The sequence below is a fragment of the Aureimonas sp. SK2 genome (assembly GCF_029813115.1).
Taxonomy (GTDB): domain Bacteria; phylum Pseudomonadota; class Alphaproteobacteria; order Rhizobiales; family Rhizobiaceae; genus Aureimonas.
On sequence record NZ_JAPZDS010000008.1, the window covers coordinates 25,375 to 45,987 of the forward strand.

The following is a 20,613-nucleotide window of genomic DNA, read 5'->3' on the forward strand; positions in this document are numbered from 1 at the left end:
GGTTCGGCCGTGCAGAAAGGATGCCGCGATGACGAGGTCAAGAGCGGAAGGGGAAACGGGCCGCCGTTCGGCGGCGGGCCGCGTCTTCGCGGGTGTCGCGATCCTCGTCGTCGTGCTGGCCGCGGCGCTCACCGGCGTCTGGTACTATCTCGCGCAGGAGCTCGACCGGCGCGTCGCCTCGTTCCTCGACGCCTCGGCCGGCGGCGGAACCACGATCGCCTGCGAGGGGCGCGAGGTCTTCGGCTATCCCTTCCGCATCGGCCTGTCCTGCGACGCGGTCGGCGTCGAGGCGCCGGAGAACGGCATCCGCTTGTCCGCCGGCTCGCTCAAGACGGCAGCCCAGGTCTACCAGCCCCAGCACATCGTCGCCGAGCTCGCCGGCCCCTTGCGCGCCACCTTGCCCGACCTGCCGCCGCTGGAGGCGAGCTGGACGCTGGCGCAAGCGTCGACCAGCCTCTGGAGCGAAGGCATGGAGCGCGTGTCGATCGCGGTGGACCAGCCCGTCCTGTCGCTGGTCGGCGAGGCGGGGGCGCTCGCCCCCATCGCCCGCTCCGCCCGGCTGGAGACTCATGCCCGCCAGAACGGGGCGGGGCTCGACTTCGCCCTGTCGGACACGGGCGTCGTCGCCACCGTGCCGGTGATCGGCGAACTGCCGCCCTTCGACTTTGCCGCCGACCTTACGGTGGACGGCGCGGCCGGCTGGCTGCGCGACGGCGTGCCGGGCGGCCAGGTCGGGCCGGCGCTGCGGGGCGAGGCGGGCATGATCCGCGCGCTGCGCCTCGTCTCCTCGGCGGGGGCGAGCGTCGACGTGTCCGGCCCGTTCCGGGTGTCGGAGACGGGCGAGATTTCCGGCGACTTCCGGCTCGGCGTCGAGAACCCACAGGCGATCGCGGCGCTCGTCGCCGCCCTCGTGCCGGGAAGCGCCGGCATCGCCTCGGCGGTGGCGGGCGGCATCGGCCTCGTCGGACGCCAGGAGAACGGGCAGACCGTGCTCGACGTCGCCGTGCGCGACGGCCAGGCGCAGCTCGGCTTCATTCCGCTCGGCCGTCTGCCGCGAATCTGAGCCGGGCGGGGCGTTACTCGCCCGGCACGCCCTTCTCGTTCCAGGGGTCCTTGCGCGGCTTGAGGCGACCGAAATTGGCCTCCTCCGTGTCCTGGCCGGCCTGGACGATGGAGCGGCGGATGGCGCGCGTCCTCGTGAAGAGGTCGAACAGCGCGTCCCCGTCGCCCCATCGGATGGCGCGCTGGAGGGAAGCGAGGTCCTCCGAAAACCGCGAGAGCATCTCCAGCACCGCCTCGCGATTGGTCAGGAAGATGTCGCGCCACATGGTCGGGTCGGAGGCCGCGATGCGCGTGAAGTCGCGAAAGCCGGACGCCGAGAACTTGATCACCTCGGACTGGGTCACCGTCTCGAGATCGGCCGCCGTGCCGACGATGTTGTAGGCGATGAGGTGCGGCACGTGCGAGACGATCGCGAGCACGAGGTCGTGGTGCTCGGGCGTCATGACCTCGACCATGGCCCCGCTGGCCAGCCACAGCGCGCGCAGCCGCTCCGTCGCGGCCTCGTCCGTGTCGGGCAGGGGGGTCAGGATCGTCCAGCGGTTCTCGAAGAGTTCGAGGAAGCCGGCATCGGGACCCGACTGCTCGGTGCCCGCGATCGGGTGGCCCGGCACGAAATGGACGTGGCGCGGCAGATGCGGCTGCATCTGGTCCACCACGGCCTTCTTCACCGAGCCGACGTCGGAGACGATGGCGCCGGGTTTCAGGTTCGGCGCGATGGCGGCGGCGGCCGCGCCACAGGAGCCGACCGGCAGGCACAGGATCACGAGGTCGGCGTCCCGGACGGCTTCCGCCGGGTCGAGATGGTAGCTCGTGCCGAGCCGCAGCTCCTCGGCGCGCGCGAGCGTCGCCTCGCGGCGCGTGGCGATGGCCACCTCGCGCGCGAGGCCCCGGTCGCGGATGTTGATCGCGATGGAGGAACCGATCAGGCCGATGCCGATCAGCGCGATCTTGTCGAAGAGCGGTTCGGTCATCGGGCGAGGAAGTCCTTCAGCGCGGCGAGGACGCCCTCGTTGGCTTCCGCCGAGCCGACGGTCAGACGCAGCGCGTTCGGGAAACCGTAGCCCGCCACGCGGCGCAGGATGAAGCCACGCTCGGTAAGGAACGCGTCCGCGTCGGCTGCCGTGCGTCCCGTCTCTTCGGGAAAGTGGATCAGGACGAAATTGCCGACGGAGGGCGTGACGCGAAGGCCCAGCGCGGAAAGCTCCCGCGTCAGCCGCTCCAGCCATTCCTCGTTGTGCGCGGCGCTCGTTTCGACATGCGCGCGGTCGCGGATCGCCGCCGCCCCGGCCGCGATCGCCATGGCGTTGAGGTTGAACGGCCCGCGAATGCGGTCCAGCGCGTCCACGATGGCTTCGGGCGCCAGCATCCAGCCGACGCGCAGGGCCGCAAGGCCGTGGATCTTCGAGAAGGTCCGCGTCATCACGACGTTGTCGCTCGAAGCCACCAGCGCCGCACCGGCCTCGTAGTCGTCCCGGCGCACGTATTCCGCATAGGCCGCGTCGAGCACCAGGAGGACATGCGGCGGCAGGGCCGCATGGAGGCGGCGGATCTCCGTTTCCGGCAGGTAGGTGCCGGTCGGGTTGTTCGGGTTGGCGAGGAACACGATCTTGGTGCGCGGCGAAACGCAGGCGAGGATCGCGTCCACCTCGGCTCGCTCGTCCCGCTCCTTGGCGACGACGGGCGTCGCGCCGGCCGCGCGGATATAGATGTCGTAGACGAGGAACCCGTGCTCGGTATGGATCGCCTCGTCCCCGGGCGACAGGTAGGCCTGCGCCAGGAGCCCGAGCAGTTCGTCCGATCCGTTGCCGCAGAGAATGCGCGAAGCGTCGAGCCCGTGCACCTCGGCAATCGCCTGCTTCAGCGCGGCGGCCTGGCCGTCGGGATAAAGCTCGAGCTTGCCCGCGACGTCTCGAAGCGCCGCCTGCACGTCCGGCGAAGCGCCGAAGGGCGTCTCGTTGGAGGACAGCTTATGCAGCTTGACGCCCGCCGGGGCTTTGCTCTTGCCGGGGACATAGGCCTCGATGTCGAGGACGCCGGGCTTGGGCTGGGGGCGCGCGGGAAGGCTGGTCATGGCGGGTCCTGACGGTGGTCCGGGAAGGAACATGCGCCCGCGCATACTCCCCGGCGCTTCGCCTGTCGAGCCGAGCCGCAACAATCCGTTGCGCTGGGGGACGGCGGACGATAGCACGGGCCATGTCGATCATCGCCGATCCCGTCACCGAAGAATCCCTGAGCGCCCGCGAGGCGCGCCAGCCTTCGTCCAAGGTCGCCTTCTTCGGCGAGGACGAGCCGCTCCGGCTCGATGCCGGGCGCACGCTCTCGCCCTTCCACATCGCCTACGAGACCTATGGCGAGCTGAACGCCGACAAGTCGAACGCGATCTACGTCTGCCACGCGCTGACCGGCGACCAGTATGCCGCAAGCCGCAACCCGGTGACGGGCAAGCCCGGCTGGTGGTCGAGCCTGATCGGCCCGGGCAAGCCGGTGGACACCGACCGCTTCTTCGTCGTCTCGTCCAACGTCATCGGCTCGTGCATGGGCTCGACCGGCCCGGCCTCCGTCGATCTGCGCACGGGCCTGCCTTATGCGCTCGACCTTCCGGTGCTCACCATCGGCGACATGGTGCGGGCGCAGGCCATGCTGATCGACCGGCTCGGCATCGACCAGCTCTTCGCCGTGATCGGCGGCTCGATGGGCGGCATGCAGGTGCTGCAATGGACGGTGGCCTATCCCGAGCGCGTCTTCGCGGCCCTGCCGATCGCCACCGGCGCGCGCCATTCCTCCCAGAACATCGCCTTCCACGAGGTCGGGCGCCAGGCCGTGATGGCCGACCCCGACTGGCGCGGCGGGCACTATCTCCAGCACGGCACGCGGCCCCACAAGGGGCTGGCCGTCGCACGCATGGCCGCGCACGTCACCTACCTCTCGGAGGCGGCGCTCCACCGCAAGTTCGGCCGCAACCTCCAGGACCGGGAGAAGCTCGGCTTCGGCTTCGAGGCGGACTTCCAGATCGAGAGCTACCTGCGCCACCAGGGCATGACCTTCGTCGACCGGTTCGACGCCAACGCCTATCTCTATCTCACGCGGGCCATGGACTATTTCGACATCGCCGCCGAGCATGGCGGACGCCTCGCCGACGCGTTCCGGGGCGCCAAGACGCGCTTCTGCCTCGTGTCCTTCTCGTCGGACTGGCTGTTCCCGACGAGCGAGAGCCGCGCGGTGGTCCATGCGCTGAATGCCAACGCGGCCTCGGTGTCGTTCGTGGAGATCGAGACCGACAAGGGCCACGACGCCTTCCTGCTGGACGAGCCGGAGTTCACCGGCGCGGTGCAGGGTTTCCTGTCATCGGCAGCCAAGGCGAGGGGGCTTCTGTGAGCACGTTGGAAGCCGCACCCGCGCCGCTCTCGGCGCCGGCGGAGGAGGGCGGCGCCCGCGTCGACCTGCGCGTCATCGCCGATCTCGTGACGCCTGGCGCGCGCGTGCTGGACGTTGGCTGCGGCGACGGCTCGCTGATGGACCTCCTTCAGGCGCGGCGCGGCGTCGATGCGCGCGGCATCGAGCTCAGCCAGCCCAACGTCAACGAATGCGTGCGCCGGGGCCTGTCGGTGATCCAGGGCGACGCCGACCGCGACCTCGTCCACTATCCCGACGCTGCCTTCGACTACGCCATCCTGTCGCAGACGATACAGGCGACGGAGAACCCCAAGCTCGTGCTCGCCGAGCTCCTGCGCATCGGGCGCCGCGCCGTGGTCTCGTTCCCGAACTTCGGCCATTGGTCGGTGCGCTCGTCCCTGTTCTTCAAGGGGCGGATGCCGGTGACGAAGAGCCTGGCCTATTCCTGGTACGACACGCCCAACATCCACTTCTGCACGATCCGCGACTTCGTGGAGCTGACGCGCGAGCTCGGTGCCGAGGTGGAAAGCGCCACCGCGCTCGATTCCGCCGGCCAGCGCATCGGCATGCGCCTTCCCTGGGCGGCGTGGAACCTCTTCGGCGCGCAAGGCGTGTTCGTGCTGCGGCGGCGCTGAGGAGCGCCGCCCCGACGGTCGGCCTCAAAGGTTGAGCGTCTTCATGCCCGCTTCCGCATAGCGCTCGCCGGCAGCCGCGCCAGCGGGAAACGCCTGGTCGATCTCGGCGAGGTCGTCGGCCGTCAGCTCGACATGCACCGCCTCGGCGTTCTCCTCGAGATAGCGCAGGCGCTTGGTGCCTGGGATCGGCACGATGTCCGGCCCCTGCGCCAGAACCCAGGCAAGGGCCAATTGCGAGGGCGTCGCGTTCTTTCGCTTGGCGATCGCCTTCACCGTGTCCACCAGCTTGAGGTTCCTGGCGAAGTTCTCGGCCGAAAACCGCGGGCTCGACTTTCGGAAGTCGTCGTCCGGCAGATCCTCGGGCTTCTCGAACCGGCCGGTCAGGAAGCCGCGGCCGAGCGGCGAATAGGGCACGAAGCCGATGCCGAGCTCGCGCAGAAGCGGCAGGATTTCGTCTTCCGGATCACGGCTCCAGAGGGAGTATTCGGTCTGGAGCGCGGCGATCGGATGGGTCGCATGGGCGCGGCGGATCGTGTCGGGCGCCGCTTCGGACAGGCCGAGGAAGCGCACCTTTCCCTCTTCCACGAGCCGGCCCATCTCGCCCACCGTGTCCTCGATCGGCACGTTCGGATCGACCCGGTGCTGGTAGTAGAGATCGATATGGTCGGTGCCGAGACGCTTCAGGCTCTCGTCGCAGGCGCGGCGCAGGTAGTCCGGCCGGCCGTTGATGCCGAGCCGCTCGCCGTTCGCCCCGCGCACGTTGCCGAACTTGGTGGCCAGCACCACGCGGTCGCGCCGGCCCTTGAGCGCCCGGCCCACGAGTTCTTCGTTCCGGCCGACGCCATACATGTCGGCCGTGTCGAGGAAGGTGATCCCGAGGTCGAGCGCCCGGTGGATAACAGAAAGCGACTCGCCCTCGTCGCCCTCGCCGTAGAATTCGGACATGCCCATGCAGCCGAGGCCGAGGGCGGAAACGGTGAGGTCGGGGCCGAGCTTGCGCTGCTGCATGGGACGCTCCTGCTTGTCGCTGGGAGCCCTGATCTAAGGCGCGCCCGGAGGCTTTTCGAGGTTGAGGGCGGGGGAGGGGGTGCCCTGCGGCACGAGGACGGGGCGCATGGCCCGAATGCGGCTGCGCTCCCGGCTGGTGACGGGAATGCCGCGATATACGAGCTTCACGGCCTCGATCATGATGGCGCCGGCGAACATGGGCCAGAAGCGATGGCCCGCCCGGTCCCAGGGGCCGGCGAACCGCAGGAGGCCCTCGCGCCGCAGCGGCGGAAAGAACAGCGCCTCGGAAAAGCCCGCCGGGGTGAACTGGGTGTCGCGCAGGAGCCGCGTCGCCTGGGCACGCGAAAAGGGGCGGCCCGAGCCGAAGGGCGTGTGCTCGAAGCGCGCCCAGACCCCGCGACGGCTCGGCAGGACCATGACGAGGCGCCCGCCGGGCGCCAGCACCCGCCAGGCCTCCCCCAGCATCTCGGCCGGATCCTCGGAAAATTCCAGGGCGTGTACCATGAGGATGCGGTCCACCGAGGCGTCGCCGAGCGGCAGGTCGGCCGGGTGGACGAGAGCGGCGAGCGACGGGCGCCCGAGCGGCCAGTTCACCGCGCCCTGCGTCGCCGGCATGAAGGCGAGCGTCCTTTCCGCCTCGCCCGTCAGCCGGTCGAGATAGGGCGTGACGTAGCCGAGGCCGACCAGGCGCTCGTCGCGGATCGGCTTCCACACGGCGCCGAGCGCCATGGCCAGCGAGCGCACGCAGGCATCGCCCAGCCGCGAGGCGTAGAAGTCGCGCAGGTCCACGATGTCGGCGTTCACAGTGGTCATCCGCTCTCCCGGCGAAAGGGTTCCGCCCTAAGTAGCGCGCCGAGAGCCAAGGCGCGAGGTTTGCGATGCCCCCGTATCCGATCAGGCAGTTCCCGTGCCGCCGGGACAATTTCGGCGTGCTCCTGCACGACCCGGAGACCGGCAACACCCTGTCGATCGACGCGCCGGAGGAGACGCCGATCCTCCAGGCGCTGGAACGGGAGGGCTGGCGGCTCACCCATATCCTCACCACCCATCATCATGACGACCACACGGCCGCCAACGAGGCGTTGAAGGCGCGCTTCGACGCCGAGATCGTCGGCCCGGAGGCCGAGCGGGCGCGCATTCCCGGCATCGACCGGGGCGTGCGCGGCGGCGACCGCCTCTCGATCGGGAGTCTGGTGTTCGAGGTCATCGACACGCCCGGACACACGGCGGGCCACGTGTCCTATTTCGTGCCAGGGGCGGGCGTGCTGTTTGCCGCCGACACGCTCTTCTCGCTCGGCTGCGGGCGTCTGTTCGAGGGCGATGCCGCAACGATGTGGGAGAGCCTGAAACGGCTGCGCGCGCTGCCCGACGAGACGCTTCTCTATTCCGGCCACGAGTACACGGCGACCAACGCGCGCTTCGCGCTGGACGTCGATCCCGGCAATCTCCTGCTTCAGGAGCGGGTCAAGGAGGTGGAGGCGTTGCGCGTGCGCGGCGAGGCGACGCTGCCGGTCGAACTCGGCCGCGAGAAGCGCACCAACCCGTTCCTGAGGGCCGACGATCCCGAACTGCAGGCCGCCTTCGACATGGCCGGGGCGGACCCCGTCGCGGTCTTTGCGGCCCTGCGCACCAAGAGGAACGGCTATTGAGGGCTGCGGACGTCATCGCGGCGCTGGAGCTTCAGCCGCATCCCGAAGGCGGCTGGTATCGCGAGACCTTTCGCGACGCGGCCGTGGACGAGGCCGGGCGCCCGCGCTCCACCGCGATCTACTATCTTCTCGATTTGGGCGAGACCTCGGAATGGCACCGGGTGACGGACGCCGCCGAGATCTGGGCCTGGCATGCCGGCGCGCCGCTGGTGATCACGGTCTCGCCCGACGGGCACGACGCGTCGGCCCATCGGCTGGGAAACGGCGTGCTCACCGGCGAGGCGCCCCAGTTCACGGTGCCGGCCGGATGGTGGCAGACGGCGACGAGCCTCGGCGAGTGGACGCTGGTGACCTGCACCGTCGCGCCGGGCTTCCGGTTCGAAAACTTCGAGATGGCGCCGCCGGGCTGGCGCCCGATGCCCCGCCCGCCGCGCGGGCGATAGGGCCATGAAGGCCCCGGACGCGGCCGACGCCGCATCCGGGAAGGGGGATCAGAACTCCTCCCAGCTGTCCTCGACCTGCGCCGCGCGCGGCGCCGCGCCGCCATGGCCCGTGGTGCGCATCTGCGCCACGGGACGCGCCGCCGGAGCGGCCGGACGCCGCGCGGCGGGGGCCGAAGCCGGCACCGCCTGGGGCGCCGCGCCGTTGGCGCGGGTGCGGAACTGGCGGGTGAGGGCGGCAAGCTGCTCGGTCTCGGCGGTCAGAGCCTGCGCGGCCGCCGTGGTCTGCTCGACCATGGCGGCGTTCTGCTGGGTCACCTTGTCCATCTGATCGGCCGCCGTCGACACTTCGCGAAGGGCGACCGCCTGTTCCTTGGCCGAGCCGGCGATCTCTCCGACGATCCGGTTCATCTCGGACACCTGGCCGACGATCCGCTCGAGGCTCTGGCCGGACGCGGTGACAAGCTCGACGCCCGCGCCCACCTGCGTGCCCGACACCGAGATCAGCGTCTTGATCTCCTTGGCGGCCTCCGCCGAGCGCTGGGCGAGGCCGCGCACTTCCTGGGCGACGACGGCAAAGCCGCGCCCCGCCTCGCCGGCCCGCGCCGCTTCGACACCTGCGTTCAGGGCGAGGAGGTTGGTCTGGAAGGCGATCTCGTCGATCACGCCGATGATGCGGCCGATCTTGCCCGAGGACTCCTCGATCTCGCTCATCGCCTCCATGGCGCGGCTCACCACCGCGCCGCCGGCTTCGGCGTTCCGCTGCGTCGCCGCCGCCGACCCCTGCGCCTGCGCGGCGCCTTCGGCCGTCCCGTTCACCGCGCGCGTCACCTCCGACAGGGCGGCGACGGTTTCCTCGAGATTGGCGGCCTGCTGTTCCGTGCGCTGGGCGAGGTCGTTGGAAGCGTTGGAAATCTCGCCGAGGCCGAGGCGGATCGTGCCGATCGCGCCGACCACGGCGCCGATCGTCGTCTCCAAGGCGTCCACCGAGGCGTTGAAGGTCTGGCGGATCGGCTCGAACTCGGGCGCGACGCCCGCCTCCATGCGCACCGTCAGGTCGCCCGAGGAGAGGCGCTCGAAGCTCGTCTCCACGAGATGGACGAAGGCGCGCAGGTCCTCGGCGCGGGCGCTGTCGATGGCGGCCTGGCGCTCGCGGCTGGACGCCTGGGCGAGACGCGAGGCTTCCGCTTCCCCTTCCAGGCGTTCCTTCTCGATAGCCGCCGTCTTGAACACCTGGACGGTCTCAGCCATGTCGCCGATCTCGTCGCCGCGGCCGAGGCCCGAGACCTCCACCGTCTTGTCGCCTTCGGCGAGGCGCCGCATGTCGGCGGTTAGGCGGATCACCGGCTGCGAGATGGAGCGGGCGATGGCGAAGGCGGCCGCGCACAGGATGGCGAGGATCACCGCGCTCCAGCCCGCGGCGCTGTAGACCGAGGAGCGGAACAGCGCGTCGAGATCGTCGACATAGACGCCGGTGCCGACCGTCCAGTTCCAGGGGGCGAACTGCGTGGTGAAGGAGAGCTTCGGCTGCGCGACGTCCTCGCCGACGCGGGTGCGATAGTAGCTCGTGAAACCGCCGCCATTGGCCGCGTTCGCGATCAGAGCGCGGATATGGTAGAGGCCGTTGGCGTCCTGTTCGTCCCAGCCGCTCTTGCCCTCCAGCTTCTGGTCGCCGTGGATCACGCGCTCGCCATTGGGCAGAAAGGCGAAGACGTATTCGCCCTTGCCGTAGCGCATGTTGCGGACCGCCTCGCGCGCGGCGAGCTTGGCCTGGTCCTGCGTCATGCGACCGGCATCCGCCTCGGCGGCGAAATGCTTCATCACGGATGTCGCCGACTCGACCTGCATCTGCAGCATGTGCTTGCGGTCGCCCCAGATCGTCGAGCGCAGCTCCATGAGCTGGACGGCCATCACGGCCAGACTGCCGAGGGCTGCGAGAACAATGAGCGATGCGAGCTTGCGCGAGATCGTAAGGCGCATGAAGCGATGCCTCCCCTCCGAAGGATGATGCGCAAGCTATAGTCTGATTGCCTTAATGGTTTGCACTCGTCAGGCGGGTGGGTGACGAGCGCGGCGGAACATGGGAAGGGCGGCCAGGGCCGCACCGGCCGTGATCATCGTCGCCGCCAGGATCAGCGAGAGGGAGAAGGGCGCCTCCCCGAAGGCGACGAGCGCCAGGGTCGAGAGGATCGGCGCGAGGTAGCTCGCTGCGCCGAGGAGCTGGATGTCGCCCCGTTTCATGCCGATGTCCCAGCAGAAGAAGGCGGCGCCGACCGGCAGCAGGCCGAGCAGCGCAATGGCCGCCCATTCGCCCGTCGAAGCGGGCCAGACCGTCTCCTCGAAGAGGAGATGACAAAGAAGTGACAGAAGGGCCGTTGCCGCGCAGAAGCCGCCGACCACTTCGCTCGGCACCGCCGACAGGCGACGCGACAGGAGCGAGTAGCCGGCCCAGAAGAAGGCGGCCGTCAGGGCCAACAGGTAGCCAGGCGCGTATTGCGGCGAGAAGGACAGGCCCTCGCCCCGCCCCGCGATCACGAGGGTGGTGCCGAGGAGGCCGATCGCGGCCCCCGTCACATGGTACCAGCGAAGCCGCTCGCCCGGCAGGAGGGCGGAGCCGACCACGATCAGGAGCGGCCAGAGATAGGCGATCAGGCTTGCCTCCACCGCAGGCGCGGCCCGCACGGCGGCGAAATACAGCGCATGGTAGCCGAAGAGCCCTCCGACCCCGACCAGCCACACGCGGGCCGGTTGACGCATCACGGCAAAGCCGCCGGGGCGCCGGAGAAGCGGCACCAGGCAGACCAGCGTGCCGATGGCGAAGGTCATCGCCGCGAGCTGGAAGGCCGGCACCGACCCGCTGCGCGCCGCGAGCAGCGCCAGGACCGACCACATCACGATCGCCGAAAAGCCGATAGCCGTCGCCATGCCGTTTTCCCGTTCGGTAATGTCGCCCCTCGCACCGCGCGTAGCGGACGAAGCCGGGCGCGGCAAGCGCCGGCTGGACGCGGCGCCCGGCCATGGCGCATAAGTTCGATCCAAGCGCGAAGGAGCGGGCGACGCGGCGGCGGTTCATACAGTGCGACGTCTTCTCGGCCGTTCCGACGCGCGGCAACGGGCTGGCGGTCGTGCTCGACGGTGCCGGGCTGGACGATGCGGCGATGCAGGGCTTCGCGACCTGGACGCAGCTTGCCGAGACGACCTTCCTCCTGCCGCCTACCGACCCGACCGCCGCCGACTACCGCGTGCGCATCTTCACGACGCGCGGCGAACTGCCCTTTGCCGGCCATCCGACGCTCGGAAGCTGCGCCGCCTGGCTCCATGCGGGCGGCGTGCCGAAGGATGCCGATCACGTGCGCCAGGAATGCGCGGTCGGCATCGTCGAGATCGATCGGAGCGGCGCCCTTCCGGCCTTCGTCGCGCCGCCGACCCGCGTCGAGCCGTCGGATCCGGAGCGTCTGGCCGAAGCGCTCGCGGCGTTGCGGATCGACCCGTCCACCGTGGTGCGCAGCGCCCGCCTCGACAACGGCCCGACCTGGGAGGCGATCGAGCTGACCTCCGCTGCGGCGGTGCTCGCGGCCGATCCGCGCGGCGCTAGCTTTGCGCCCGAGCGCCGGATCGGGCTGATCGGGCCGCACGCGCCGGGCGGCGAGGCGGATGTCGAGGTGCGCATGTTCGCCATCGGCTCCGGCGTGACGGAGGACCCGATCACCGGCTCGCTCAATGCCGCGCTCGCCTCGTGGATGGCGGCCGAGGGCCGGTTGCCGACGTCCTATACGGCCGCCCAGGGAACGGCCATCGGCCGGCTCGGGCGTGTCCATGTCCGCGCCGGAGCGGACGGCCGCGTCCTGATCGGCGGCGCGACCCATGTCCTGATCGAGGGGAGCGTGACGCTCTGAAGGCCGGGCAGGGCCGGCAAGGGAGGAGCTTCGATGAACCCGCTGATTCCGGCGTTCGCCGTCCTGTCCGCCGCCGGGGGCGCGCCGCCGCCGGCGTCCGACATCACCGGGGCGGTGTCGCCGCTCCTGCCGAGCCTGTGCCGCCCGCTGGATGCCGGCTCGGGCGATGGAGGCGTCCTGCGCTGCGCCGGGCTGGTGGGCACGGACGTCTTCCTGCGCGGCCCGGACGAGGCGCGCGAGGTGGCGCTGGCGCGGCCGGACGGCTTCCTCGCCCCGCCGCCGGGCGGCGCCCATCTCGGCCGTTCGGTGACCTGGCGACTTCTCGGCGACCGGCCGGTCGCCGCCGTCCTGCGCTACCGCTTCCCCGAAGGCGGTGCCGATATCCTGCTCGTCCTCAAGCCCGCAGGGGAGGGCAAGGCCGGCTGCCCGGTCGGGGCGGTCGAGGACGCGGGCGGCCCGTCCGGTTCGGGGGCGGAGCGGGCGGCGGCGCTCGCCGATCGCCGCGCGCCCCTGTTCCGCTGCGGCCGGGACCGGCCGGTCCTCGACGGCCCGTTCTCACCGCCGTTGCAAGCGCGGGCGGAGGCCTGGCTGGGGGAGGAGACGCCGGCTCGTTGAGCCCTTGAGCCCGCGAAGGTTGGCGGTTTCGGTCATTCCTGGGCTTCCAGCCGAAAGCCGCGAATTTTCAGTGGTTCGCTCAGCGATCGTTAGGCTCTTTCGTCCCATGATCGCGGCGGATCAGTTCGAGGAACGCGTCATGGCCGCCACAACCCTCTCCGCCAAGTCTTCCCGCCGCAGCGCGCCGGCGCGCACGCAGGGCAAGGACGCGCTCAGCCCGGCCCGTGGCATCATGGTCGGCCTAGGCCTGTCGACCCTTCTCTGGGCGGGCATCGCCGCGCTCGTCCTGCGTTAGGCCGCCTTTCCGCCTTCCGCCTGGCCCTCGACGTTGCGCGGGGGCTCTCGCCGCGATAGGCGAGACGGCGGCGGGACACGTGTCGCCCGCCTCGACCGGGAGGTGGGTGCACCATGATCGTCGTTGCCGGAACCCTGAGACTGACGCCCGAGGGCCTCGCCTCGCTGCGCGAGGTGGCGCGCGCCACCGTGACGACCACCAATGCCGAGGCCGGTTGCATCGTCTATTCCTTCGCCGACGATCTCAACGAGCCCGGCCTGATCCGGATCTACGAGGAGTGGGAAAGCCGCGAGGCACTGGACGCGCACGGGCGCGCGCCGCACATGACCGTCTGGCGCGACGCGCTCAAGACCGTCGAGGTCAAGGGGCTCGACCTCAAGCTGATCGAGACCGCCTCGGTCGAACCCTTCGCCTGACGAAAAGGCCGCCGCGCATGTCCTTTCGCGCCAGCGTCCTGACGCTCTATCCCGAGATGTTTCCGGGGCCGCTCGGCCTGTCGCTGGCCGGCCGGGCGCTGGAGCGCGGCGACTGGAGCCTCGAGGCGCGGCAGATACGCGACCACGGGATCGGGCGTCACCGGACGGTGGACGACACGCCGGCCGGCGGCTCGCCCGGCATGGTGCTGCGGCCGGACGTCCTGGCCGACGCGGTCGACGCCGCGAGCCCGCCCGGCGACGGGCGTCCCCGCCTTCTGATGAGCCCGCGCGGACGCCCGCTCGACCAGGCGCTGGTGCGCGAGCTGTCCGCCGGGCCGGGGGTGCTGATTGTGTGCGGGCGCTTCGAAGGGGTGGACGAGCGGGTGATCGAGGCGCGGGGCCTGCGTGAGGTCTCGATCGGCGACTACATCCTGTCGGGCGGCGAGATGGCCGCTCTCGTGCTGCTCGACGCCGCCGTGCGCCTCCTGCCCGGCGTCATGGGCAATGCGCAGTCCGGGCAGACGGAGAGCTTCGAGAACGGCCTTCTGGAACATCCGCACTACACGCGCCCCGCGCTCTGGGAGGGGCGTGCCATCCCCCCCGTGCTCCTGTCGGGCAACCATGGCGCCGTGGAGGCCTGGCGTCGCGAGGAGGCCGAGCGGCTGACGGCGGCGCGGCGGCCCGATCTCCGGGCGGCGCGCCACGTGACGAAAACCTGACCGCGAGTTCAGGCGACAGGGCGAGTCCGCGGCGCTAGTGTGGACATGGGTTTCCGGGGCGCCGGTCGCGGCCGTCCCGGGATCCGCTCCCGCCTGGGCCGACCCCGGGCAACGGAAACGAGAGGCACCTCCCATGACCGGATCGCAAGAGTTCGCCGCCCTGGTGCGGCGCGCCGCGTCCAGGGCCTACGTGGCATGCCCCGACCTCTTGCGTCCCGCACGCGGCCTTGCCGTCGGACTGGCGCTGTCGGCCATCCTCTGGCTGGCCATGATCAACGTGACGCTGCTGGTCTGATCCCCGTTCAGCCTCCGCCCGCCGTCAGGAAGCCGGACCGGCGGAGATGGGCGACGACCTCCTCCGCCAGGTCCTCGGCCGAGCGGAGATGGGTGCGAAGATGCAGCTCGGGCGCCTCCGGCGCCTCGTAGGGGCTGTCGATGCCGGTGAAGTTGGGGATACGGCCGGCCCGTGCCTGAGCGTAGAGGCCCTTCGGATCGCGGCCCTCGGCGACGCTGAGCGGCGCGTCCACGAAGATCTCGATGAACTCGCCCGAGGGAAGAAGGTCGCGTGCCAGCTGCCGCTCGGCGCGGAAGGGCGAGATGAAGGAGGCCAGCGTGATCAGCCCGGCATCCACCATCAGCTTGGCCGTCTCGGCCACGCGACGGATGTTCTCCACCCGGTCGGCGGCGGTGAAGCCGAGGTCCCGGTTCAGCCCGTGGCGCACGTTGTCGCCGTCCAGGAGATAGGTGTGGTGGCCGAGCGCGAAGAGGCGCTGCTCCACCAGATTGGCGATGGTGGACTTGCCGGCGCCCGAAAGGCCGGTGAACCACAGAAGCGCGGGGCGCTGACGTTTGGCCGCGGCGCGCGCCGCCTTGCTGACGTCGGTCGCCTGCCGGTGGATGTTGGCGGCGCGGCGCAGGGCGAAGTCGATCGTGCCGGCCGCCACCGTCCGGCCGGACCGGCGGTCCGTCAGCACGAAGGACCCGAGCGCGCGGTCGCGCTCGAAGGGCTCGAACACGATCGGCTCGGACAGGGAAAGGTTCACTTGGCCGCGATCGTCGGTCCGCAGGGTGCCGGCGGCAAGCGGTGCCGCGCTGCCCCCCTCGATCCGGTGCTTGATGCGGGTGACGCTGGCCACCGCGTCCTGTCCCGCAAGCCGAAGTCCGTAGGGGCGGCCGGGCAGGAGCGGCTCGTCGCCCAACCAGAGGAGCTGCGCGGCGAACTGGTCGCAGGATTCCGGCCGGTCTTCCGCCGCGGCCAGCACTGTGCCGCGCCCGGCGCCGAGGTCGCGGTCGAGGCGCAGCGCCGCGCTCTCGCCCGCCGCCGCCTCGCCCGCCTGGGCCGACACGACAAGCGCGCCCCGGCCGGAGCCGGCGGCGACCACCGCGTCGCCGGGCTGGATGCGGCCGGACAGGACCGGCCCGCGCAGCACGCCTTCCGCGTCCGCCTCGTCCACGATCATGCGGAACGCCCGCTCCGAAGACGCCTCCGCGGGCGGAAGGGTCTTGAGAAGGGCCGCGAACGTCACATCGCCTCCGGCTTCCGGCCGCTCCAAGACGAGATGATGGGTCGCAAAGCCGAGCGCCTCGGCGAAGCGGGCCGGTTCGTCCGGGCCGTCCGGGGAATCGTCCATGGCCAGAACGAGATGGCGCACGCCCATCATCCGGGCGACGGCCGCCCGGCGGCGGGAGGAGGCGCCTGCATCTCCCCGAAGACTGGCCGGCAGAACCAGCGCGTCGCACCGGGCGGCAAGGGCGGCGATCTCCCCGAGCTCGTTCGCCCCGGCGCCGATGCTTGAAACGAGAAGGAGCCGTCCGCCGGACGAGATCGCTCGCCAGGGCGGTGGCGGCGCCGCGCCTTGCGAGGGGGGCGATCGGGGCAGGAACCTCGACGCGAAGTCCTCCGCCTCCATGCCGCAGACGAGGAGGCGCGAGAAGGCGTGATCAGGAGAGGAGGGAGGCGACACGGGACCGCCCTCAGGCCCGCGACCGGCCGGCGCGCGGGGCGGCCGGTCTCGCATCGACGCAGGCCAAGCGCACGAGGGCCGGATCGCCGAAGGCCAGGAAGTCCGGATTGGCGAAGTCGGTCTCGTCCGGCCGGCCCCGCTTGCCGTAGACGAGCGGCCGGCCGTCGCAGGTCGTCACCCGCCCGCCCGCGGCGCGCAGGATGGCGTCGCCTGCCGCCGTGTCCCATTCCATGGTGCGCCCGAAGCGCGGATAGAGATCGGCCTCGCCCGCCGCCAGCAGGCAGAACTTGAGGGACGAGCCGCAGGCGGCGAAGGCCGCGACCGGCAGGCCGTCGAGAAAGCCCGCCGTCTCGGGCGAGCCGTGGCTGCGCGAGCCGACGGCGGTGAGGGCCGCCGGAGCGGGGCGCACGCGCATGGGCACAAGCGGACCGTCCGCCTCGCGGCGCCAGGCGCCGGACGGGCTGCCGGCGAAGAGCCGGCGCAGGGCGGGGGCAAGAACGACGCCGAGCACCGGCTCGCCGTCCTCGATCAAGGCGATGTTGACCGTGAACTCGCCGTTGCCGCCGACGAACTCGCGCGTCCCGTCGAGCGGATCGACCAGGAAGAACCGGGCGCAGGCCGCCGGGACGCGCCCCGCGGCGGCCTCCTCCTCGGCAACGATGGGGATGCCGGGCGCGAGACCGCGGAGACCCTCCAGGATCAGCGTCTCGGCCTCCTGGTCGGCCGCGGTGACGGGCGACCCGTCGCCCTTGCGGGAGACGGCGACATCCGGCCGGTAATGGACGAGAATGCGCTCGCCCGCCGACAGGGCCAGGGCCGCGAGAGGCTCGAGGAGCGCGGCGAGGTCGGATCGGGAGGACGGGGGCGCGGACGGGATCATGCCCGCCTTCCTGACACGAAGCCGCGTGAAGAGGAAGCGGCGCGCTGCCCCAAGAAAAAAGGGAGGACCCGGCGGACCCTCCCTGTCGATGCCTTTGCGGAAGGGCGAAGCCTCAGCAGCTGCCTTCGCGGTTCATGACGACCTTGACCGTCTTGATCAGAATCTGGATGTCGAGCCAGAGCGACCAGTGGCGGACGTAGTAGCTGTCGAACTTTACGCGCGAGGTGTAGCTCGTGTTGGAACGGCCGTTGACCTGCCACATGCCGGTGACGCCCGGGCGGGTGCGCTTGTAGGCGTCGAAGCGGTGGGTGTAGCGGTGGACTTCCTCGTCCACGATCGGGCGCGGGCCGATCAGGCTCATCTCGCCGCGCAGGACGTTGAAGAGCTGCGGCAGTTCGTCGAGGCTGGTCTCACGCAGGAAGCGGCCGATGCGCGTGACGCGCGGATCGTTGCGCAGCTTCTGCGTCGCTTCCCACTCGGCGCGCGCGGCGGGATCGGAATGGAGGAGCCGCTGCAGAAGCTCGGCGGAATTGGTCGCCATGGAGCGGAACTTGTAGCAGCGGAAATGGCGTCCGTCGAAGCCGACGCGCTTGTGCCCGAAGAAGACAGGACCTGGGTCGCTGATCTTCATGGCGACGACGATCAGCAGCATCAGCGGGCTGAGAAACAGGAGCGCCGCCAGGGTTAGGGTGATGTCGACCGTGCGCTTCAGGGAGCCGCCGAGCGGACGGGACAGATCGACCGGCGCGCGCTTGGCGGCGACGTCGCTCTCGGTGACGGCCGCCAGGGTGGTGATCTTAGACATCGGAGGTGCCGTCATGTCCTTAAGAGAACGGTAACCATCCTATAGATGAGTTGAGTCTATTCAGCAACGATTTCTTTCGCAGTTGCACAGGCCGGAACGCCCGGACTCTGCGGAAACCTGCCTTTTCAACAGATATGTCGGCGCGTTTCCCTACCAGTCCCGCGTGTTTCGGCCTTTGTCGTGATCTGTCGGCACCCGACGTAAATCGATGTAACCGCTCTGAAACGATGTGTGAGACCTTTGGCGAATACTATAAGTTGTGCTTACGTCATATCTCGTCAGGCGCCTGAAATTCGTTTTGCGGTGCAAAGAGTTGGGATGGTCGGGTCATGCTGCGGTGCGTCATCCGAAGCGGTCCCGCTCGCCTTCCGCGAGTTCGGCAATGTAGCGCGCCACCGCCTGGACGCGCGCGAGGCCTCGTGCGCTTTCGTGATAGACCAGCCAGTATTCGCGCCGGATCTCCCGGTCCGGCAGCACGCGTTCGAGGTCCGTCCGCCCGGCGGCCGCGAAGGCATGGAGAATGCCGATGCCGAGCCCGGCGGCGACCGCCTCCATCTGGCCGAGCGCCGAGGAGATCTCCAAGCGGCTCTGCCAGCCGGGCGCGAACTCCGCCGCATAGTGGAGCGACGGGCTGTAGAGGAGGTCGTCGACATAGCCGATCAGGGCATGGCTCGCGAGGTCGCCGGCATCGCGGGGCCGGCCCGCCAGGTCGAGATAGGCTTTCGACGCATAGGCCCGCAGGCTATAGTCGACGAGGCGGCGGGCGACGAGCCGCCCCTGCTCGGGGCGCTCCACCGTGATGGCGATGTCGGCCTCCCGGCGCGACAGGGAAAAGGCGCGGGGCACGGGCACGAGCTGCAGCGTCAGGCCGGGATGGCGCTCCATCAGCGGCCCGAGCCGCGGCGCCAGGAAGGCCGTGCCGAACCCGTCCGGCGCGCCGATCCGGACAGTGCCGGACAGGGCGAGGTCGGTTTCGCCGACCAGAGCGCGGGCGCTCTGGGCTTCCGCCTCCATCCGCTCGGCCGCCGGAAGAAAGGCCTCGCCCTCGCCGGTGAGCGCGCATCCGTTCGGCCGCCGTTCGAACAGGCGCGCGCCGAGCGCGGCCTCCAGGGCGTCGAGCCGTCGGCCGACGGTCGCGTGGTTGAGGCCGAGCCGACGCGAGGCCGACAGGATCTGCCCGGCCCGCGCCACGGCCAGAAACACCCGCACATCGTCCCAGTTCATGCGTCCAGGGCTCCGAGGACTTCAATTCTTGCACAACGGATGCACGATCCGGCCCCTTGCGTTCAAGTCCGTCGACGCGCCAGAACGGTGAGGATTTATGGGAGAAACGACATGAACGAGATCGGTCACTTCATCGACGGCGCGCGCGTCGCGGGCACCAGCGGGCGCTTTGCGGACGTCTTCAATCCCGCCACGGGCCAAGTTTCGGCCCGCCTCGCGCTGGCCAGCCGCGACGAGCTGCAACGCGCGGTGGACGCCGCACGCGAGGCTCAGCCGAAGTGGGCCGCCACCAACCCGCAGCGCCGCGCCCGCGTCTTCATCAAGTTCGTCGAGCTCCTCAACGCCCACATGCAGGAACTCGCCGAGCTTCTGTCGTCCGAGCACGGCAAGACGGTCGAGGATTCCAAGGGCGACATCGTGCGCGGGCTCGAAGTCTGCGAGTTCGTGATCGGCATTCCGCACCTCATGAAGGGCGAGTTCACCGAGGGCGCCGGACCGGGCATCGACATGTACTCGATCCGCCAGCCGGTCGGCATCGGCGCGGGCATCACGCCGTTCAACTTCCCGGCCATGATCCCGATGTGGATGTTCGCGCCGGCCATCGCCTGCGGCAACGCCTTCATCCTCAAGCCCTCCGAGCGCGACCCGTCCGTGCCGATGCGTCTGGCCGAACTGATGATGGAGGCCGGCCTGCCGAAGGGCATCCTCCAGGTCGTCAACGGCGACAAGGAGGCCGTCGACGCCGTGCTCGAGCACCCCGAGATCGGCGCGATCTCCTTTGTCGGCTCGACCCCGATCGCGGCGCATGTCTATGCCGAGGCGACCAAGCGCGGAAAGCGCGCCCACACGTTCGGCGGCGCCAAGAACCACATGATCATCATGCCGGACGCCGACCTCGACATGGCGGCGGACGCCCTGATCGGCGCGGGCTACGGCTCGGCCGGCGAGCGCTGCATGGCGATCTCGGTGGCCGTGCCCGTCGGCGAGGAGACCGCCAACGCGTTGATCGAGAAGCTGATCCCGAAGGTCGAGGCGCTGAAGATCGGCCCCTACACCGATGCCGGCGCGGACTACGGCCCGGTCGTCACGAAGGCGGCGCAGGAGAAGATCCTCGGGCTCGTCGAGACCGGGGTGAAGGAAGGCGCCAAGCTGGTCGTGGACGGGCGCCAGTTCCGCATGCAGGGTTACGAGGACGGCTTCTTCGTCGGCTCGTGCCTCTTCGACCACGTGACGCCCGACATGGAGATCTACAAGGCCGAGATCTTCGGGCCGGTGCTCTCGGTGGTGCGCGCCAAGGATTACGAGGCCGCGCTCGCTCTGCCGACGCAGCACGAATACGGCAACGGCGTCGCGATCTACACCCGCGACGGCGACGCCGCGCGCGACTTCGCCAGCCGCGTTCCCATCGGCATGATCGGCATCAACGTGCCCATCCCGACGCCGCTCGCCTACCACTCCTTCGGCGGCTGGAAGCGCTCGTCCTTCGGCGACCTCAACCAGCACGGGCCGGACTCGATCAAGTTCTGGACCCGCACCAAGACGGTGACCAGCCGCTGGCCGTCCGGCATCAAGTCGGGCGCCGAGTTCTCGATGCCTGTGATGCGCTGAGGCG

22 protein-coding genes are annotated in these 20,613 nt (G+C 70.4%); 12 read left to right on the plus strand and 10 right to left on the minus strand.

What is annotated here, in order from left to right; genetic code table 11:
- Positions 1 to 28 precede the first annotated feature (28 nt).
- Positions 29 to 1,063, plus strand: coding sequence for a DUF2125 domain-containing protein (locus O5O54_RS11575; RefSeq protein ID WP_279481881.1), 1,035 nt, complete (start codon positions 29 to 31; stop codon positions 1,061 to 1,063).
- A 13-nt stretch (positions 1,064 to 1,076) separates the two neighbouring features.
- Here the strand turns inward: O5O54_RS11575 and O5O54_RS11580 are convergent, their stop codons facing one another.
- Together O5O54_RS11580 and hisC are read right to left on the minus strand one after the other, a co-directional pair.
- Positions 1,077 to 2,033: a prephenate/arogenate dehydrogenase family protein gene (locus tag O5O54_RS11580; protein WP_279481882.1), complete on the minus strand. Its 957-nt coding sequence runs from the start codon at positions 2,031 to 2,033 to the stop codon at positions 1,077 to 1,079.
- The gene (gene hisC / locus O5O54_RS11585) at positions 2,030 to 3,133 is read right to left on the minus strand and encodes a histidinol-phosphate transaminase (protein ID WP_279481884.1); all 1,104 of its coding nucleotides are present in this window, start codon (positions 3,131 to 3,133) and stop codon (positions 2,030 to 2,032) included. The genes O5O54_RS11580 and hisC overlap by 4 nt, the downstream gene beginning before the upstream one ends.
- 122 nt (positions 3,134 to 3,255) lie before the next feature.
- On the opposite strand from hisC, the gene O5O54_RS11590 reads away from it, so the two are divergent.
- Entirely contained in the window at positions 3,256 to 4,437 is a 1,182-nt protein-coding gene (locus O5O54_RS11590) for a homoserine O-acetyltransferase (protein WP_279481886.1), read from the plus strand.
- Positions 4,434 to 5,090 carry a methionine biosynthesis protein MetW gene (gene metW / locus O5O54_RS11595; protein WP_279481889.1) on the plus strand — a complete coding sequence of 219 codons (657 nt, stop codon included), beginning with the start codon at positions 4,434 to 4,436 and terminating at the stop codon, positions 5,088 to 5,090. The genes O5O54_RS11590 and metW overlap by 4 nt, the downstream gene beginning before the upstream one ends.
- A 24-nt stretch (positions 5,091 to 5,114) precedes the next feature.
- Here metW and O5O54_RS11600 read toward each other — a convergent pair whose 3' ends face one another.
- The gene (locus O5O54_RS11600) at positions 5,115 to 6,098 is read right to left on the minus strand and encodes an aldo/keto reductase (protein ID WP_279481891.1); all 984 of its coding nucleotides are present in this window, start codon (positions 6,096 to 6,098) and stop codon (positions 5,115 to 5,117) included.
- A 33-nt stretch (positions 6,099 to 6,131) separates the two neighbouring features.
- Positions 6,132 to 6,902, minus strand: coding sequence for a methyltransferase domain-containing protein (locus O5O54_RS11605; protein ID WP_279482095.1), 771 nt, complete (start codon positions 6,900 to 6,902; stop codon positions 6,132 to 6,134).
- 74 nt (positions 6,903 to 6,976) lie between these two features.
- Between O5O54_RS11605 and gloB the strand changes: the two genes are divergently transcribed.
- On the plus strand, positions 6,977 to 7,747 hold the full coding sequence (gene gloB / locus O5O54_RS11610) for a hydroxyacylglutathione hydrolase (protein WP_279481893.1): 771 nt from the start codon (positions 6,977 to 6,979) through the stop codon (positions 7,745 to 7,747).
- Positions 7,744 to 8,190: a cupin domain-containing protein gene (locus O5O54_RS11615; RefSeq protein WP_279481895.1), complete on the plus strand. Its 447-nt coding sequence runs from the start codon at positions 7,744 to 7,746 to the stop codon at positions 8,188 to 8,190. Before gloB ends, O5O54_RS11615 begins: the two co-directional genes overlap by 4 nt.
- Positions 8,191 to 8,238: 48 nt before the next feature.
- Here O5O54_RS11615 and O5O54_RS11620 read toward each other — a convergent pair whose 3' ends face one another.
- On the minus strand, positions 8,239 to 10,167 hold the full coding sequence (locus O5O54_RS11620; RefSeq protein ID WP_279481898.1) for a methyl-accepting chemotaxis protein: 1,929 nt from the start codon (positions 10,165 to 10,167) through the stop codon (positions 8,239 to 8,241).
- A 69-nt stretch (positions 10,168 to 10,236) separates the two neighbouring features.
- Positions 10,237 to 11,112 (minus strand): DMT family transporter, encoded by an 876-nt coding sequence (locus tag O5O54_RS11625; RefSeq protein WP_279481900.1) that lies wholly within the window; start codon positions 11,110 to 11,112, stop codon positions 10,237 to 10,239.
- A 92-nt stretch (positions 11,113 to 11,204) separates the two neighbouring features.
- Between O5O54_RS11625 and O5O54_RS11630 the strand changes: the two genes are divergently transcribed.
- The 6 genes from O5O54_RS11630 (at position 11,205) to O5O54_RS11655 (ending at position 14,423) form a co-directional block, all read left to right on the plus strand.
- Positions 11,205 to 12,083 (plus strand): PhzF family phenazine biosynthesis protein, encoded by an 879-nt coding sequence (locus O5O54_RS11630; protein WP_279481901.1) that lies wholly within the window; start codon positions 11,205 to 11,207, stop codon positions 12,081 to 12,083.
- Positions 12,084 to 12,116: 33 nt separating this feature from the next.
- Positions 12,117 to 12,698 carry a hypothetical protein gene (locus O5O54_RS11635; protein WP_279481903.1) on the plus strand — a complete coding sequence of 194 codons (582 nt, stop codon included), beginning with the start codon at positions 12,117 to 12,119 and terminating at the stop codon, positions 12,696 to 12,698.
- A gap of 139 nt (positions 12,699 to 12,837) precedes the next feature.
- Positions 12,838 to 12,993 carry a hypothetical protein gene (locus O5O54_RS11640; protein ID WP_279481905.1) on the plus strand — a complete coding sequence of 52 codons (156 nt, stop codon included), beginning with the start codon at positions 12,838 to 12,840 and terminating at the stop codon, positions 12,991 to 12,993.
- A 113-nt stretch (positions 12,994 to 13,106) separates the two neighbouring features.
- The gene (locus O5O54_RS11645) at positions 13,107 to 13,409 is read left to right on the plus strand and encodes a putative quinol monooxygenase (RefSeq protein WP_279481907.1); all 303 of its coding nucleotides are present in this window, start codon (positions 13,107 to 13,109) and stop codon (positions 13,407 to 13,409) included.
- Between the two features lie 17 nt (positions 13,410 to 13,426).
- Positions 13,427 to 14,128 (plus strand): tRNA (guanosine(37)-N1)-methyltransferase TrmD, encoded by a 702-nt coding sequence (trmD, locus tag O5O54_RS11650; RefSeq protein WP_279481908.1) that lies wholly within the window; start codon positions 13,427 to 13,429, stop codon positions 14,126 to 14,128.
- Positions 14,129 to 14,261: 133 nt separating this feature from the next.
- Positions 14,262 to 14,423, plus strand: coding sequence for a hypothetical protein (locus O5O54_RS11655; protein ID WP_279481910.1), 162 nt, complete (start codon positions 14,262 to 14,264; stop codon positions 14,421 to 14,423).
- Between the two features lie 7 nt (positions 14,424 to 14,430).
- Here the strand turns inward: O5O54_RS11655 and cysC are convergent, their stop codons facing one another.
- The 4 genes from cysC to O5O54_RS11675 all read right to left on the minus strand — a co-directional run bounded on the left by cysC (position 14,431) and on the right by O5O54_RS11675 (position 19,001).
- Positions 14,431 to 16,092: an adenylyl-sulfate kinase gene (gene cysC / locus O5O54_RS11660; RefSeq protein ID WP_279481912.1), complete on the minus strand. Its 1,662-nt coding sequence runs from the start codon at positions 16,090 to 16,092 to the stop codon at positions 14,431 to 14,433.
- 10 nt (positions 16,093 to 16,102) lie between these two features.
- Entirely contained in the window at positions 16,103 to 16,972 is an 870-nt protein-coding gene (gene cysQ, locus O5O54_RS11665) for a 3'(2'),5'-bisphosphate nucleotidase CysQ (protein WP_279481914.1), read from the minus strand.
- Between the two features lie 112 nt (positions 16,973 to 17,084).
- Positions 17,085 to 17,777, minus strand: a complete 693-nt coding sequence (locus O5O54_RS11670; RefSeq protein WP_279481916.1) for an exopolysaccharide biosynthesis polyprenyl glycosylphosphotransferase — start codon at positions 17,775 to 17,777, stop codon at positions 17,085 to 17,087.
- Positions 17,778 to 18,119: 342 nt separating this feature from the next.
- The gene (locus tag O5O54_RS11675; RefSeq protein WP_279481918.1) at positions 18,120 to 19,001 is read right to left on the minus strand and encodes a LysR family transcriptional regulator; all 882 of its coding nucleotides are present in this window, start codon (positions 18,999 to 19,001) and stop codon (positions 18,120 to 18,122) included.
- Positions 19,002 to 19,112: 111 nt separating this feature from the next.
- On the opposite strand from O5O54_RS11675, the gene O5O54_RS11680 reads away from it, so the two are divergent.
- Positions 19,113 to 20,609: a CoA-acylating methylmalonate-semialdehyde dehydrogenase gene (locus O5O54_RS11680; RefSeq protein ID WP_279481919.1), complete on the plus strand. Its 1,497-nt coding sequence runs from the start codon at positions 19,113 to 19,115 to the stop codon at positions 20,607 to 20,609.
- The last annotated feature ends 4 nt before the right edge of the window (positions 20,610 to 20,613 follow it).